The following is a 15,993-nucleotide window of genomic DNA, read 5'->3' as shown; positions in this document are numbered from 1 at the left end:
AATTATATATTTCTTTTTATCTGTCTTATTGTAGACCGAAATTACGAGAAAGATCTTCGTCATGTCTAGCAACAGCTTCTGCAGTTTTATTAAGCTGCATATTAATTTCTTGTAATAGCTGTGCGAAGTTTTGTACTTTTGGTTTTAATTGATTGAACTGTTGGTCAAAACCTTCAAAAGCACGACCTTCCCATTCCCCTCTTAATTCATTTTGTAAGTTTTGTAGCTGACGTAAGATGTCCTCAATTTGATTTGCACCTTGTCCATATCGAGTCGCTTTTGATTTAAGCTCCTCTGGTGACATACGAATTTGTCCTGCCATTATTAAATCCCCCTTAAAATTTAAAAATAGTAAAATTAACCAATAATCAATTCTACAAATTGATTATATCAATAATTTAAAAATTTCTAAACAAAAAAATGATATTTTTCCAAAATTTATCTTTTACTATAATAACGATATATCGTATAATATAAATTTTGTTATTTTTTAAGAAACTACTATTACTTGAAAATAAAAATCAATTAAACGAATTCTACAAATGTTATTCTTAACAATAGAAAAAAGATTACCTAACATGAATGCGTATATTTTTCATTAAAAAATTTGATTAAAATTCTATTAGAATTCTTTAATTAAAAGAAATACAGCATCGCAATTTTTCTCACTTCAAAGTCATAATTACCTGTCTTTCAACAAACCCAAGTTCTTCGTACATCTCTTTCGCAAAATTCCCAGCAAATACATTTAAGCGAATTTCTGAATACTTCTCCTTCAATTCCTTAATACCGGCCTCCATCAGTTCTCGTGATAATCCTCTCCCACGATACTCTGGAAAAACGTATAGCTCATATATAAATCCAAGTTTTTCATGAGAAAAATAGTCAGTATTTTCCCCTATTAATATCCACCCTAATACTTTATTTTCTTCTTTAATGACTACATAATATGCTCCCTTTTCTACTATTGGTTTTGTAATTTCAATCGCCTTCTCTGTACTTAATTGGCAATTCCCTCTCGTCCCTTCAAAAAGTGATTGGGCTGCATATTTTAATATTTCATTTGTATCTTCTTGATTCGCCTTTATTATCATTTTTCACAACTCCCATCCTTGATAGGCATTACTATCGATTGTTCAAGATTCTCCGCTTCCATTTATCTGCCCCACACACATATCCTTCTCCGTCCATAATAAGAAGCAGTTGTGATACAACTGCTTCATGATATCCAATTATTCCATTCTCTTGTAAATGCATAGCACCGATATGTACATTCCCTTGGTGGTTTACTATTTTCGACATTATGAAATACTGATATGCGCTTTCCCGCTTTTTCACTAAAATCAAAAATCTTCACTTCTAGTCCTCCTTATATGTATAAAACCATCCTTACTGTCTGCATCAAATGTCCTTCAAAGTCTTCTTCAAATTGCTCTAATTCAGCAAAACCTTTTGCTTCATAAAAACGTTTACCTTTTTCATTTGCTGCTTCTACATGTATGTACAGTTTCCGGATCCCTTTTAACGCCTTAATCCCTCTTTGTAATAAAGCACTTCCTATTCCTTTCCCTTGCTGATCTGGTAACAAATAAATCGCACCTAATTCTGCTTCGTTTTGCAATCTAACCGGTGAAAAATTAGCAAATCCTATTACTTCTCCCTCTTCCTCTGCAACGAATAAATGTGTATTTTTAAGACGATATTTCATTTTTTCATCAGAATATGCTTCGTCTAAAAAACGATCTTGAATCTCTCTTGGAATAATACCTTCATATGTATTATGCCAAGCTACTTTCGCTACTGTTTGTACAGCATGAATATCTTCTTGCTTCATTTCTCTAATTACATATGTCATCTCGATGTCTCCATTCTCTTTAAATTATATTCTGCTACTATGCTAGAAGAAACGGCAGAACCATTTTCATAATTTACCTTAATTAATTTTAACTTTTCAATCGAAGCTGTTTTAACATCAAAATTCCCATATATATACTCCATTGCGCTTAAAAACTGAGTCGAGTTCAAATGATTCGCCATCGTACAATGCGGAACCCATTTGCCCGGTACATAATATGAATTTGGATTATCATGAAAAGTTTTGAAATGATCATGATAAGAATGATGAAGTGTTAACAATTCATCGGTAATAATCGGCGCTAAAAAAATCGTTCCGTTTTTAGGAAAAGTTCCAACAGAAGGAAAAGTTACTACAGCCATTTTCTCTTGAATAGCTACAAACTCCTCTAATTTCTTAGTATATAAATTAACATCTAACTCCTAATAATCCGCAAGCGTGATATGCGGTTCTACTCCAGCTAATTGATTTGACTCTATTATATTCGTTAGTTCATTTTGCAATTCTATAATCTTATTAGTAAACACACTATCAAATGTTGCAATAATAGCGTATATGCTTCCTCACCCCTTCGTTACATATATTGCTTCCCATTCTTCACGAATCATTCCCATTCGAATAGAATCATAGTATGTTCCGTTATAATATCGGCATTTGCGCATTCTACCTTCTAAAGTCATTCCTATTTTCTCAGCTACTTTCATCATTCGTTCATTACCAGACCACGTCGTGAGCCCTACTCTACCAATCTCCATCTTTTCAAATAATAAATCTCGATATAATGTTAGTGTTTCTGTACCGTAGCCACCATTCCAGTATGTTGGATCATAAATAACAATTCCCATCTCCAACCAACGCGTCGGTTTATGTTCCCAATAAAATCCGACTGTACCTATAATTTGACCGTTATTTTCTATAATTAAATTTGATAGAGGTTCTTCTTGTAAACGAGTTAACATCTTTTCTTTATAAGGTGCGTATTCTTGCATTGAGAAAGAGAAATATGGCGCGTCCCACTTCTTCCATTCTGGATTTTCTTCTTTAAATACGAGGCTCCATAATGTTTTTATATCTGATTCTTCAATTGTACGAATTGTAACTTTGTTCCCCTTTTTTATAACGTTTTGCATAATTTCCTCCTACATTCCTCTTTATTTCATATATAATTATAATATTTTTTCAGAAAAATCAAAACAAAACTCTATAATATATTGTTTCATTTTGTTATTTGGCACTTGATATTTATGAAGAAAGTAGTCTTCTAACCTTTAATCTCACCATATTTCAGGAGGAATTTATTTTGGGAAAAGTTCAAGATATGTATCAACGATTCCAAAAAGATATGAAACGGAATCATACCGCTAAACGAAATGACTTTCAGCATTTTAAAGAATTCCTTCTGTTCACTCATATGTTATTAACTACGGAAGTATCCGAAATAACTGAAAAGTTTCTTGCGCACATTTATAAAACGGAATACCAGAAGATAAAGCCTACATAATAGCTAAAGATGATATATGTGACCGTAACGCAGTTAATAAAAAATAGGAGGTTACATCCCTCCTATTTCAGCTCAATATTTTACTTTCCTTCTTATTTATCTCAAGTAGAATCCCTTTCTCTATCCAGCCTTCTACTCCATTTTTTTTAATTAAATCATACCCTGCGCAGCTACCATCAATGAGAGAAACAATATCCCCTTTTCTAACACCTATTTGCGCACAAGAAATATCGGTTTTCACTGTGTATTCACCTGACTCACGTTGCCTAATATATTCATTTTTCACATTGAGTAATTTATTCGTTTCTTTTTGCTTGCATATTGTGTAATCTCGCCTCTTCTCCACCGGCTCTATGTAATAATACGGATATGTAACCCCTCCCTGCATTGTTGCATCGGCATTAAATTCTGCTGTTGCTTCATAAATTGGAAAATAGTCTACATATGTATAAGAAAACGTATCACCTGTTAGTTTCCTCTGAATGATAAATGCATTTAATTGCCCTGCTTCTTTAATCGCATTCCCGCCGTCAATTGCAATAATTTTTTTCTCCTTATCAATAACTGGATTGTTAGACGGGGCTTCTTCAGAATAGTTCACAACAGGCCAATGCCCAACAACTACATACTTATTAGCTCTATGCGATTTATTAAAAAACTCTGGCATTGCTATCGCATTTTTGCGCGCTGTTTCTTTCCAATCTACTCTATCTTCCAGTCCAGCATGTACAAAAATATAATCTTCTGTTTCAATCGCTGTTGGCAGCTCATTTAGCCAATTTATTTCTTTTGAAAAGTGACTTAACAGTACTTCCTTCACTTCCTGAATTGAAGTATCTTCCTGAATTGAAGTATCTTCCTGAATAGAAAAATGTAATTGTTCTAACCATTCATTAAAAATCGAATGCTTTCTCGTACATAAATAATTAATGAGACCTGGATTTTCATTTAGAAGAGCATCAACTAAAACTTCACAATTCCCTTCAACAACGTGAACATTTAAATTACTCTCTACAAGATCCATTACATAGTCTACTACGCCGATGCTATCGCTTCCTTTCTCACAAAGGTCTCCATTAATAATTAAATAATCTTCATTCTTAAAGTTAACTTTATGTAGTAATTCTTTTAAAAGGTTCAATTCTCCATGAATATCAGATATTATGATAACTCTAGCATTATTAGGGATAGATAGTTTCTTTATTTTCTCCAAGTATAAACGCTCCAATCATTTTCTTTATTTATACAAAATAAATTATAAACCTTTCTAAATATAATAGGTTCTATATTATGTCATATAGAACCTATCTTTCTTTATAATTTTTTATAAAAAGAATAACTTACCTTATCATACCCTTCCCTTTCATAAAAACGGTGAGCATCAATTCTAGGAAACGCTGATGTTAAGTCGATAGACTCACATCCATTTTCCTTTCCCCAGTTCTCTATATAAGAAAGTAATACATTCCCATATCCTTTTGAACGATGTGCTTCTGCTGTTACAAGGTCATATACGAAAACGTGCTTCTTATTATAAAAGTTCGTACAAATTGCTACACCGGCAAGGCCAACAACTTCATCATCTTCATTACGTAACGAAAATAGTTTATAATTTTCTTCTTTCATTTTTCGAAATAAAAAGCCTGCTTCCTCTTCAGAAAGCTGTGTTCGTAATTGCTGTAAAACAGGTAATACTTCATGTAATTGTGCTTCTGTTACTACTTCTTTAACATTCATTTGAACTCTCCCCTAACAATTTGTATAATTTTCTAAATGTTATATCATTATTATAGGGAGTGTCTGCCCTTCACTTAAGTGACAGTTTAATTATTTTTTATAAGGCCAGTTTTAAAGGAGAGTTCTTACTATGGATTTTACTATCCCATTGCAATTAGAAAGCAATACACCTATTTACTTACAAATTTACGAATTTATAAAATATGAAATTATACAGGGAACTATTTCTGTTGGTACACGTCTTCCCTCACATAGAAACTTAGCGTCACAACTTAATATTAGCCGCATTACTGTTGAATCAGCTTATCAACAATTATTAGCTGAAGGTTATGCAGAAAGTAAACCGAAGCGTGGTATTTTTGTTGCAAATGTCGATATTGACGTTATCCCGAATAAAAAATTAAATATGGCAAAGGAAAAGAGCAATTTAATAGAAGATCCGTTTGAATATGATTGTAGCCAAGGTCTTATTGATCAAACTGCTTTTCCGATTACAAACTGGAAAAGAGCGTTACAAGAAGCAATACTAAAGTACGAAAATGCGTTATTTGCTAAAGAAGACCCACAAGGTGAGTTCGTTCTTCGAGAACATATTTCAACATATTTATATCATGCGCGCGGTGTATATTCTTCACCTGATCAAATTGTGATTGGTGCCGGAACACAGCCACTTCTTTGGCTACTAATTCAACTGCTTGGTCCTACAAAAGAGTACGGCATTGAAAACCCTGGATTTCACCGTATACATGCAATTGTTAAAAGCTGCAATCAACAAATTCATCCCATTCCATTAGACGAAAAAGGGATTCGTATTTCTAACTTATACAATACAAATTCCAATGTCGCATACGTTACGCCATCACATCAATTTCCGCTTGGAATGATTATGCCTTTATCTAGAAGATTGGAATTGTTAAAATGGGCCAATGATCGCGATGGATATATTATTGAAGATGACTATGATGGGGAGTTCCGTTACGCAGGTAAACCAATTCCGTCTTTACAAAGTCTTGACTCAAATGAACGTGTTATTTATATGGGGACTTTCTCAAAATCTTTTTTACCTTCTTTACGAATGGGATATGTTGTTTTACCACCGCATCTTTTAAAAACGTATGAAGCGTTGCAAGGTATTTTTAAACAAACAGTCTCTACTACACAACAACTTGCTTTCGCTAATTTTATACAAAGTGGAAATTGGGAACGTCATATTAACCGCAGTCGTACGTTGTATAAAAGAAAACATCATACATTAGTAAAATTCATTGTGAAAGAAATGGGTACTAATGTTCAAATTCTTGGTGAACAATCAGGTCTTCATATTGTTCTACGTATCCATAACAATATGAATGAACAAGAACTTATTGAATCAGCTAAGAAACAAAGTATTAAGTTATATCCACTTTCTCCCTATGATTTTGTAAATGATTTACGCAAAGAATCTTACGTATTACTCGGTTTCGGTAGTATTCCCGAAAATAAAATTGAAACGGTAGTAAACTTATTGAATGAAGCTTGGTTTCCTAGTTAAAAGAGAATTTGCTAACGCTGAGTTTAACTCGTAATACAATAACAATTCAACAAAACAAAAAAGAAGATTGTCCAAAATAGCTTTTTGGACAATCTTCTTTTAGTTAATCACCTGATCGAGCGGTCCTTCCCGGACGCTTAACACCAGTTGTTTCTGTTGAATAAGAAGCTTCAATTATAGCAGTTGGATCTACAGAGAGAACGAGATCTTTCATTTTCGGATAAATGAAACGGTTTGTAATACAATAAATGATTCTCTTATGCTCTCCTAAAAAACCGCCTTCTCCATGTAGATACGTAACGGATAATTGCAATTCTTTCATAAGTAGATCGCCTATTTCTTTATTCTTACCAGAAATAATCATGACGCTCTTTCCTTGATTAATGCCATCTAATATGAAATCAATCATCTTCGTAACAATATAGAAAATTGCTAATGAGAACATCGCTTGTTCGATTGAAAATAAAATGGCCACAAAAATGAAAATAACTGCATTTACAGCAAGTAAAAATGTGCTAATTGGTACCTTAAAGTGTTTGTTCATCCAAACTGCTAACATTTCTGAGCCATCTATTGCTCCGCCCATTTTCACTACAATCCCTACACCAATTCCAAACAGTACGCCACCATAAAGTACAATTAATAGTTCAGAAGTTGTAATCGCTGGAAATGGTTTTAAATAAATCAATCCGAGTGTTGTAACGACATTCGCATACGATGTACGTATAAAAAATTTCTTCCCCATTACTTTTGCAGTAAATAGTAAAATAGGAATATTAAGTCCTAAAAACACACCATACAGCGGTAATCCTGCAACTTTATTTGCCATAATAGCAATAGCCGTTACCCCGCCATCTACTAGTCCATTAGGCGCTAAAATAAGCTCTAGTGAACCCGCTACAATAATGGAGCCAATTGTCAATAATACGTATTCAAATACTCTCTTCATTCATTACCCCCAAAACTTATATATTTTCTTAGTATTATTTTAACGTAATCTTACTACTAATACAAAGATATCAGTTTATATACACAGAAGTTTCACCTTTACAGTGATTTTTATGTAATTGATTTAAAGCCTAATAGAAGAAACACACTTACATATTACAATAAGTGTGTTTTAAGCGTTTATTCTGCTATTTGCGAGCAGTAGACTCCCGTTTCAAATTTCAGCTGAAACAAAGAGTCGGCTACCCAAAAACGCCCGATTCGTGTGAGCTAACAATCAGTTGTAGATGAACAAAGTCCACACTGATTAAAGTTTCACTTTATTTAAGCTTTAAATATGAATTCATTTTCATTTTAAATATTTCATCAACTGCTCTCTCATACCCACCACTATTTCGAAGTGACTTTCCAACTTTACGACTATTTTCCTTAAACGTTACATCATCCATTACTTCCTTTACAGTCTCACGTAACAATTCAGAGGTTAATTCTTTACGATTAAGCCTTATTCCAGCCCCTACTTCAGTCACTCGTTTCGCAACTAAAGGCTGATCTCCTGTTACCGGAATTACAACTAACGGGACACCGTAATATAACGCTTCACTCGAGCTGTTCATACCACCATGTGTCACGAATACATCAGCATGCTGTAATACTTCTAATTGCGGCACATAATTATACAACTTAAAGTTATTCGGAATATTTTCAAATTGACTTATATTTATTTTCTTACCAACAACTAATATGACTTTCGCTTCTACATCTTTAAACGCTTCAAAACATTTTTCATACAGGGCAGGTTGTTCATTAAAAACTGTTCCCATAGAAATAAAAATCACTTTTTCATCTTTTAAATCTTTAATAGGAAAACTGTTCACTTCTTTTCGAGTAGCAATTGATGGACCGACAAATTTATACGATTCATCAAATACATCCGAATGTGGCTGATATTCTTTTGAAGTGTATACAATCGTAATATCGCCAGGATGATTCATAATATCATACAAACTTTTACATTTCATTCCATACTGCTCTTTCCATCTTTCCATTCCCACTACACAAGATTGGTATAATGGATTGGTCTCATCTATTGGGCTCGATTCTTGCTCATCATTAAAAGTAATGTACTGATTAAAAGCAAAGGTTGTACAAGAAGAAACGCTTCGCAACTGTAGAATATTCGCTATAATACGTCCAACCGGAAAATGATTATCGTATATTAAGTAATCGTACTTTTCTCCTTTTGTTTCTTCTACAATTTTAGTAACAATACGTTCTGATGCTTCAATCATATGGGACAGCATCGTCAAAGGACTACCACCCTCATTAACTCGTTCCATAATATTAATTTGCGAAAGAAAATTCTCAAATGATCGAAATTCAGCGCCTGTTGCTTCAACCTTGTTTTTGTAATCTTCAGTACAATATGATACAACTGTTTCCCCACGTCGAATTAACTCATTAACAACTGCTATCGTCGGATTAATATGACCTTCTCCAGGGAAATTTATTACGAGTACGTTCGCCATACCATTCTCTCCTTTCGATTCAACACACATTAATTAATACTTAATCATGTTAATTAATTTAAATCTATTATATAGGAATCTATTCTCCTTCTTCCTATCTTTCTCTTCATTTTATTATTGAGAAATATTGTCTAAAGCCCGCACTATTACGAGTACAGAACCTTATAAATAGGCACTTCATTCCCCTTTTACTTTTCATATCTCGTATCATACGAACTTTAAATTCGAGCATTTTTCACGTTTATCATTCGAAAACATTATTTTGATAATTCATACAAAACTAGAAAAATATAATTTCCATGCTGATTTCTCACTATAAATTTATGTATGCTCTATATTGTCCCCTATCATGATCCACGGGGTACATATTCTGTTATATAATGAATTTATAGAATTTACAGAAAAATGAGGGAATTTCATGTTACAACAACTATTCACTTCACCTATTCTATCCATCCGAGCTTTACATCCAGGCTATGAAGATCATGCAAGTGACGTTTTTCTCATTCAAACAGCAGATGCAGAAGTTATCGTTCGTTCTTCTAAAATGAATGAAGAGCCAAATAATGATTTTTGGTGGGGATGCAAAAATCTCTTTGGAATTGATCCAAGGAACGTACATCATTTAGAAACGGTACATGCATTGCTGCAAAAACATACAAATCTTCCTATCCCAACAATTTTAGAAAAACATATTTTAGATGGCCGAGAATTCATTGTGGCTGAAAAATTAGTAGGTAATACAGTTCAATCTTTTATTGGGCAACCAGATTCTATTTTATTCAGCCTAGGAAAAGGACTAGCACAAATACATAAGTATTCAGCCCATTTCGTAGGAAATCCGTCACGTACACTCCAAGTTCCACTAGTGGAATTCCAGCCACACATTTTAAAAGTGAGTAAAGAACTTGTGAATAGGTTTTATTCCGATAACGAGAGCATATATAACGCATTTCATACTTTTGAGTCACAACTTTCTACCTTACCAACACCAAAGGAATCTACACTCGTCTTAATTGATATGGATCCTACTCAGTTTTTATCAGATGGTATAACTATTACTGGTTTAGTAGATACAGAAGCTTATGCAGTTGCCCCGCGAGAGTTTGATTTTATCGGATTAGAATATGTACTTTCAGAAAAAGAGGCTCATGCCTTTAAAAGTGGTTACGAAACAATTATGTCTATTCCTCATCTTGAGGAATGTAGACAGCCTTATCGTTATTTGTACCGACTGTTATCTGTTCAAGGTAGTGTGGAATTAAAGAAATGGTTAAGTTACCCATCCTATTTTTAAAAACGATTGCGAGGGATTATGAAATGAACATTGAAAAAAAGAAATCTTTAACAGCAAACGAAATTCAGCAAATGAAAGATTTAGCCCATATTTGCGGACAATACGATCAAATTGATTACTCATCAGATTTACATGTTAACTTTTTAACTGCTCGTAATAAAAAAGAAATCAATGATTTTCTATTTTTTGATGATACCCAATTAATTGGTGCATTAAGTATGTACGACTTTGAAAGACCGACTAAACTGGAGTTAATAGGATTCGTGCACCCAAACTATAGAAAACAACATATAGGCACTGCCCTTTTACAAACTGCCATGAACGAAATACAAAAAAGAGACATAGACGAAGCTCTTCTCATCATTAACGGAGATTCCTCATCTGGGAAAGCATTTGCAAATCAAATGAAATTACCTTATCTATACAGCGAGTATAATATGACGTGTAAATCAAATAAAAAACGAGAAACAATGAAGAATACTATTAAACTTTCCATCGCATCTTCAGAATTACTTCCTAATCTCATAGAAATCTCTAGTAAAGCTTTCGGGGATTCTGTAGCAAATACATCCACATGGTTACAAAAAATGATGAAGTCACCTTCTCATCAAGTTTACGTTGCTCTTATGAATGAAAAATCAATTGGAACGATTACAGTTACTCACCAAGAGCGATCTACTACACTTTCAGGCTTCGCAGTCCATCCTTCTTATCAAGGTAAAGGATATGGTAAAGATATTCTAAGTTATATGGTACATACACTCATTACAGAAGGAGTTTCAACGATTGAATTAGACGTCGAAACGAAAAATAACAATGCTTTACAGTTATATACACATTGTGGCTTTGAAATTATAATGAAGCATAATTATTATGACTTGTTCAAAAAACATCAATAGCCCAATTTTCATTTACGAAAAGTAAAGAAAAAACTGAATCATATCGATTCAGTTTTTTCTTAATATATTTACAACCGCAGTCGTTTCATTATTTTCTTTATAAACACGAGGAATTCTTCTGTCTAACATACATGTAACTTCATAATTAATTGTGCCTAACATATCCGCTACTTCTTCTACAGCAATTTCTTCTTCACCTTGTTTGCCGTAAAATACCACGTCGTCCCCTACTTGTACTGGCATCGCTTTTGTAACGTCCAGCATAAGCTGATCCATACAAACACGACCAATAACCGGCACTCGAACTCCATTAATTAATGCATACCCTTTATTAGATAACTGGCGATTATAGCCATCAGCATAACCAATCGGCACAGTCGCAATCCATTCTTCACCCGTTGTTACATACGTATTTCCATAACTAACACCACGATTTTTCGTCGCATGTTTAACATGAGCTACTTTTGATTTTAATGACAATGCAGGCTGTAAGGAAACGACTGTATGATCCACTTCTTTCGAAGGATACATGCCGTAAACTCCAATACCAACGCGAACCATATTTTGAAATGTATTGCTTAGTTCCATTGACCCTGCACTATTTGAACTATGAATGTATGGTATTTGCACCCCTAATTCATTTGCTGTATTTACAGCTTTCTCAAATAAACTTGTTTGCATATTCGTATACGATTTATCAATTTCATCTGCCGTAGAGTAATGTGTAAACATCCCTACTACCTCTACATACTCCATACGGTTTAATTCTTCTAAAAATGGTTTAACTTCTTCTTCTTGCAAACCGATACGGCTCATTCCTGTATCGATTTTCACTTGAATACGTGCTTTATTTTGAAGACGTTGTGCAATTTCATTTATGCCTTGTAAATCTTCTATTCTATAGACTGTCATCATAACGTCATATTGAATTGCGGATTCCGCAGCTGCAACTGATGTATAACCCAATATTAAGATTGGTACAGTGATTCCAGCTTCTCTTAATTCGATCGCTTCATCGACAAATGCAACTGCAAGCTGGTTCACCCCTGCTTCAATCGCAGCTTTCGCAACTTCAACTGCCCCATGGCCATACCCATTCGCTTTTACAGCAGCCATCATTGCAATATTTTCATCGTTTACATGTTTTTTAAATTCTTTTACATTATGTTTTACAGCATTTAAGTCAACTTCAACAATTGTATCTCTTCCATATTTCAAACTCATTGGTCTAACTCCTAACTCAATAATTGCATTCCATTCTATTTCACGTTTCATATGACCTTTTACAATATAATACGTTTCACTATGCTAGTCAAACTACTAGAATTTTCGGAATTTTAAGTATGATATAATACCCTTAAGAATTAATTATATATGGAGATGAGGAGAATTACAATGTTTGTACAATCTGCGTTGCATCAACTAAAAGTTGCTGTTGATACTTCTATCCAAATACTGAATCAATATAATGAAAGTAATTTGAAAATAACACCGATTGAATCAAAGCGGTCATTATTTGAAATGTGTACACATCTTTCCCTTATTTGCCATGCTGATTTACTCATCTTAAATGGTATTTCGGAAAAAGAGTTACATACCTTTTATATAGAACAAACACCCGAAACAATTGCTCAAATGCAACAAATGATGATACAAGGGTACGATTTACTTTCTAAAACTTTTTTATCCTATTCCAATGAAGAATTAGCAGAAATTATGACTACTTATTGGGATATTGCTTATTCTCGATTCGAATGGTTACTTGAAATCGTCGCTCACTTTTATCATCATCGCAGTCAAATTCACATTTTACTAGTTGAGCATGTTAAAGATCCTTGCATTCCTTTATTTGAATGAAAAGAGTGGAAACAAAGCCAATAAAGAGTATGACTCCTAATAAAATAAACGTCTGAGCATAGTTCCCTATTTTCATAAGATAAATAGAAATAATAGGTCCTATACTAGTTCCTAAAAATAAAACGAAAGTATAAATAGAAACCGCTATTCCCCTTGCTCTCCCTCCTAATTGGCCGACAAGAGAAACTAAAGATGGAACCGATATAGCAATACCTATTACGAAGCAGACGCTCATCATTACAAGTAACGGCAGTGTCGAAATAAATCCCATTGAACTTAGACTAAAAATAGCAACTAACAATCCTCCTTGAAGAACTTTCTTTACTTCGAACCTCTTTGTTAAACGACCTGCAAGTGGTGATAGTAACATACCAAATAACCCCGCTAGGCGAAAATATAGAATTTGTTCTGCTGTTAAATTGTAAGTAGAAGAGCTCAAATAATTCCCTAAAACAGTATACATATTAACAAAAGCCATTAATAAAACAAACGCAACCATATAGCTCCATACTAAGCTTTTATGTGTAAAAACTTTCCCCATCTGTTTCATTGGCCCCAAAATATCCGTATAAGCTTGAGACGTTTCCCCTTTCGGAAGAGAATAATGAACCCATACAGCAGTAATGATATAGACAAAGCTAAGAAGAAAGAACACCATATGCCATCCAAAATGCTGACTAACAGCAGTACTTATTACTTGCCCTGCAATTCCAGCTACTAAAAAACCGGTACTAACAAACCCTATGGTTGTAACTTTTTTCTCTACTGGAAACATTTCTACAACGTAAGCTAACGCCACTGGAGAAAATGTAGCTGCTGCTATTCCCTGTAACCCTCGAAGAATAATAAGCCAAAATAAGCTATCCACAAACCCTAAGAAAAAAGAAACAATCGACAGTGCAAGCAATCCAATAAAAATCACTTTTTTTCGCCCATATTTATCAGAGATTGCCCCAAATAACAAACAACCTATAGCAAAACCTACCGAAAATATACTGCCTGTAGCCGCAGATTGCGCTAATGAAACCTTAAAAATGTCTGAAAATAGAGCGATTAAAGGAATCGTCACATATAGGCTGGACATAACTACCATACCTGCCCAACATAACACCGCTGTCATTACTGTATAATTCCTCCCACTATTTACTTCTTTTGATATTTCCATCATAAAATCTCCCCCTTACATTGATTTTCCTCATCGATTGAAAACTTATAAAGTAAATGACTCAAAATAAAATCCCTTCAACACTCACTTAATTCGTTTACGTTAAAAAATACATTATCGCCCTTTTAAATTAGCTAAACATATAATAAGGTAAACTAATTATATATTTAAATAAAAAAGTTGACTCTCACAATCAACTTATTTACCTACCTTCCCCTAATTTCATCTGCATAATTACTTGCATTTTATTTAATAGCTTCTCTAACACTTGACGCTCTTCTTGATTAAAGTCATTAACTAACGAAGCGCAAGATGACCAAAAAGTCGGTAAAGAATGTGTAACTAGTTCTTTTCCTTTCGGAGTAATTTTCACCTTTAATCTTCTTCGATCTTCAGAATGATGGAACCTTACGATTAACTCTCGTTTCTCCATCCAATCTAATAAGCCAGTGACAGAAGCACGTGTAATCCCTAATCGACTCGCTATATCCGACGGACTCATGTTCACTTCTTCTCCATTCGATTCCATTTCACGCAAAATAAATAACAATAAAAAATCTAATTTGCTTTCCGTTATACCAAGCGGGGCTAAATCTACGTCAACAGCATCAAGAACATTATCAGACGTCCATAACATTAACAAACCAAGTTTTGCTGCGATTGGATCTGTATCCGTTGATGCTGTCTTTTTTATTAACTCTGCATATGGATCAATCCCTAAAGGAAGATCACATTTTTTTGAATCCATTCATTTTCACTCTCCTTCCTCCCATTTAATTAGTTTACCTAACTACTTTTATATTATACTCATTTCTTTCCTTTTATTGCAAGAGTATTGTTAGCAAAAAATTCTATTATGAAAACAGGATTTTTTTCACTGACTAATTATTTTTTCAAATGATCCTAAACTCTTTTAAAGCAAACGAAATGCCACCTTCACTTGATTTCTTTGTAACGAAATCAGCTTTTGTTTTTAACTCTTCTCCACCATTCCCCATTGCAATTCCTAAACCTACATACTGTAACATTTCAATATCATTTCTACCATCTCCGAATGCCATTGCTTCTGACTTACAAATATTTAAATGTTCCAATACCTTTTGGATTGCAGTTAGCTTCGATACTTTATTATCTTCCAACACATTCATAACATAACCATGAAAACGTTCAAACGTAAGCATTGGATATCTTTCAAAAAATTTTTGAGCTTCCATTTCATCAGCATACAGACATATACAATACATCTCTTCTGATAAGTTTCTAACTTTATCAGGATACCGCTCTAAATTTAAAGTTTCGTTTAATGCTCGTATTACACGTTCATCTTTTGGGGCTATACCATTCATAGAAAATTCTTCTGTAAAGTAAGAAACACTATGACCATGTAATTCAGCGAAATTTGAAATATCATGAACAATTTCACTTGAAAGTATCGATTTATGAATAACTTCTTCCTTACACTTTATATGTCCACCATTTGCAGAAATAAATGTGTCTATGCCTAGTTCTTTAAATTGTGAGCATAAACTATATGGTCTCCCTGTTGTAACAACTAAGTGAATTCCTTTATCTATTAACCTTTGTATTGCTTCTTTTGTACTTTCGTGCATACTTCTATCAATTTCACTTAAAAGCGTACCGTCAACATCAAAAAATACGACTTTGTACATAAAT

Annotated in this window: 17 protein-coding genes and 2 pseudogenes; 5 read left to right on the top strand and 14 right to left on the bottom strand. The window is 33.6% G+C overall.

What is annotated here, in order from left to right:
• Nucleotides 1-25 precede the first annotated feature (25 nt).
• The 6 genes and pseudogenes from JDS95_RS08445 to JDS95_RS08420 all read right to left on the bottom strand — a co-directional run bounded on the left by JDS95_RS08445 (nucleotide 26) and on the right by JDS95_RS08420 (nucleotide 2,985).
• Nucleotides 26-322, bottom strand: a complete 297-nt coding sequence (locus JDS95_RS08445; RefSeq protein ID WP_000918601.1) for a WXG100 family type VII secretion target — start codon at nucleotides 320-322, stop codon at nucleotides 26-28.
• A gap of 343 nt (nucleotides 323-665) precedes the next feature.
• Nucleotides 666-1,094 (bottom strand): GNAT family N-acetyltransferase, encoded by a 429-nt coding sequence (locus JDS95_RS08440; protein ID WP_000584242.1) that lies wholly within the window; start codon nucleotides 1,092-1,094, stop codon nucleotides 666-668.
• A gap of 46 nt (nucleotides 1,095-1,140) precedes the next feature.
• Nucleotides 1,141-1,357, bottom strand: a pseudogene (locus JDS95_RS08435) (cupin); the annotation flags it as partial.
• A 12-nt stretch (nucleotides 1,358-1,369) separates the two neighbouring features.
• A complete protein-coding gene (locus JDS95_RS08430; protein ID WP_199690397.1) occupies nucleotides 1,370-1,855 on the bottom strand; it encodes a GNAT family N-acetyltransferase in 486 nt (161 codons plus the stop codon).
• Nucleotides 1,852-2,412 (bottom strand): annotated as a pseudogene (locus tag JDS95_RS08425) (2'-5' RNA ligase family protein). The gene JDS95_RS08430 and the pseudogene JDS95_RS08425 overlap by 4 nt, the downstream one beginning before the upstream one ends.
• A gap of 6 nt (nucleotides 2,413-2,418) precedes the next feature.
• A complete protein-coding gene (locus JDS95_RS08420) occupies nucleotides 2,419-2,985 on the bottom strand; it encodes a GNAT family N-acetyltransferase (RefSeq protein ID WP_199690395.1) in 567 nt (188 codons plus the stop codon).
• A 170-nt stretch (nucleotides 2,986-3,155) separates the two neighbouring features.
• Here JDS95_RS08420 and JDS95_RS08415 point away from each other — a divergent pair, with 170 nt between their 5' ends.
• Nucleotides 3,156-3,356, top strand: a complete 201-nt coding sequence (locus tag JDS95_RS08415) for a hypothetical protein (RefSeq protein WP_199690393.1) — start codon at nucleotides 3,156-3,158, stop codon at nucleotides 3,354-3,356.
• 67 nt (nucleotides 3,357-3,423) lie between these two features.
• On the opposite strand, the gene JDS95_RS08410 is transcribed toward JDS95_RS08415, so the two are convergent.
• Nucleotides 3,424-4,569 (bottom strand): metallophosphoesterase, encoded by a 1,146-nt coding sequence (locus JDS95_RS08410; RefSeq protein ID WP_199690391.1) that lies wholly within the window; start codon nucleotides 4,567-4,569, stop codon nucleotides 3,424-3,426.
• A 101-nt stretch (nucleotides 4,570-4,670) separates the two neighbouring features.
• Nucleotides 4,671-5,093, bottom strand: coding sequence for a GNAT family N-acetyltransferase (locus JDS95_RS08405; RefSeq protein ID WP_001101106.1), 423 nt, complete (start codon nucleotides 5,091-5,093; stop codon nucleotides 4,671-4,673).
• Nucleotides 5,094-5,223: 130 nt separating this feature from the next.
• On the opposite strand from JDS95_RS08405, the gene pdxR reads away from it, so the two are divergent.
• Complete coding sequence (gene pdxR / locus JDS95_RS08400; RefSeq protein WP_199690389.1) at nucleotides 5,224-6,624, top strand: MocR-like pyridoxine biosynthesis transcription factor PdxR; 1,401 nt, start codon at nucleotides 5,224-5,226, stop codon at nucleotides 6,622-6,624.
• Nucleotides 6,625-6,727: 103 nt separating this feature from the next.
• On the opposite strand, the gene JDS95_RS08395 is transcribed toward pdxR, so the two are convergent.
• Nucleotides 6,728-7,573 carry a YitT family protein gene (locus tag JDS95_RS08395; protein ID WP_000831972.1) on the bottom strand — a complete coding sequence of 282 codons (846 nt, stop codon included), beginning with the start codon at nucleotides 7,571-7,573 and terminating at the stop codon, nucleotides 6,728-6,730.
• Between the two features lie 319 nt (nucleotides 7,574-7,892).
• Complete coding sequence (locus tag JDS95_RS08390; RefSeq protein ID WP_199690387.1) at nucleotides 7,893-9,101, bottom strand: macrolide family glycosyltransferase; 1,209 nt, start codon at nucleotides 9,099-9,101, stop codon at nucleotides 7,893-7,895.
• Nucleotides 9,102-9,519: 418 nt separating this feature from the next.
• Here JDS95_RS08390 and JDS95_RS08385 point away from each other — a divergent pair, with 418 nt between their 5' ends.
• Together JDS95_RS08385 and JDS95_RS08380 are read left to right on the top strand one after the other, a co-directional pair.
• A complete protein-coding gene (locus JDS95_RS08385; protein WP_085449887.1) occupies nucleotides 9,520-10,398 on the top strand; it encodes a protein kinase family protein in 879 nt (292 codons plus the stop codon).
• A 23-nt stretch (nucleotides 10,399-10,421) separates the two neighbouring features.
• Nucleotides 10,422-11,297: a GNAT family N-acetyltransferase gene (locus JDS95_RS08380; RefSeq protein WP_001019357.1), complete on the top strand. Its 876-nt coding sequence runs from the start codon at nucleotides 10,422-10,424 to the stop codon at nucleotides 11,295-11,297.
• Between the two features lie 48 nt (nucleotides 11,298-11,345).
• On the opposite strand, the gene alr is transcribed toward JDS95_RS08380, so the two are convergent.
• Nucleotides 11,346-12,521, bottom strand: a complete 1,176-nt coding sequence (gene alr / locus JDS95_RS08375) for an alanine racemase (RefSeq protein ID WP_144467163.1) — start codon at nucleotides 12,519-12,521, stop codon at nucleotides 11,346-11,348.
• A gap of 171 nt (nucleotides 12,522-12,692) precedes the next feature.
• Between alr and JDS95_RS08370 the strand changes: the two genes are divergently transcribed.
• Complete coding sequence (locus JDS95_RS08370) at nucleotides 12,693-13,154, top strand: DinB family protein (RefSeq protein ID WP_199690385.1); 462 nt, start codon at nucleotides 12,693-12,695, stop codon at nucleotides 13,152-13,154.
• Here JDS95_RS08370 and JDS95_RS08365 read toward each other — a convergent pair.
• The 3 genes from JDS95_RS08365 to JDS95_RS08355 all read right to left on the bottom strand — a co-directional run bounded on the left by JDS95_RS08365 (nucleotide 13,123) and on the right by JDS95_RS08355 (nucleotide 15,989).
• Complete coding sequence (locus JDS95_RS08365) at nucleotides 13,123-14,319, bottom strand: MFS transporter (RefSeq protein ID WP_139823477.1); 1,197 nt, start codon at nucleotides 14,317-14,319, stop codon at nucleotides 13,123-13,125. The genes JDS95_RS08370 and JDS95_RS08365 overlap by 32 nt on opposite strands.
• Before the next feature lie 202 nt (nucleotides 14,320-14,521).
• On the bottom strand, nucleotides 14,522-15,067 hold the full coding sequence (locus JDS95_RS08360) for a MarR family winged helix-turn-helix transcriptional regulator (RefSeq protein WP_000377475.1): 546 nt from the start codon (nucleotides 15,065-15,067) through the stop codon (nucleotides 14,522-14,524).
• A 145-nt stretch (nucleotides 15,068-15,212) separates the two neighbouring features.
• Entirely contained in the window at nucleotides 15,213-15,989 is a 777-nt protein-coding gene (locus JDS95_RS08355) for a Cof-type HAD-IIB family hydrolase (RefSeq protein ID WP_016108244.1), read from the bottom strand.
• Nucleotides 15,990-15,993: the final 4 nt, after the last annotated feature.

It is taken from the genome of Bacillus cereus group sp. N24, assembly GCF_016483345.1.
In the GTDB taxonomy this organism is placed as follows: domain Bacteria; phylum Bacillota; class Bacilli; order Bacillales; family Bacillaceae_G; genus Bacillus_A; species Bacillus_A toyonensis.
Note: the sequence above shows the minus strand (reverse complement) of the source record. Positions and strands in the feature narration are given on the sequence as shown.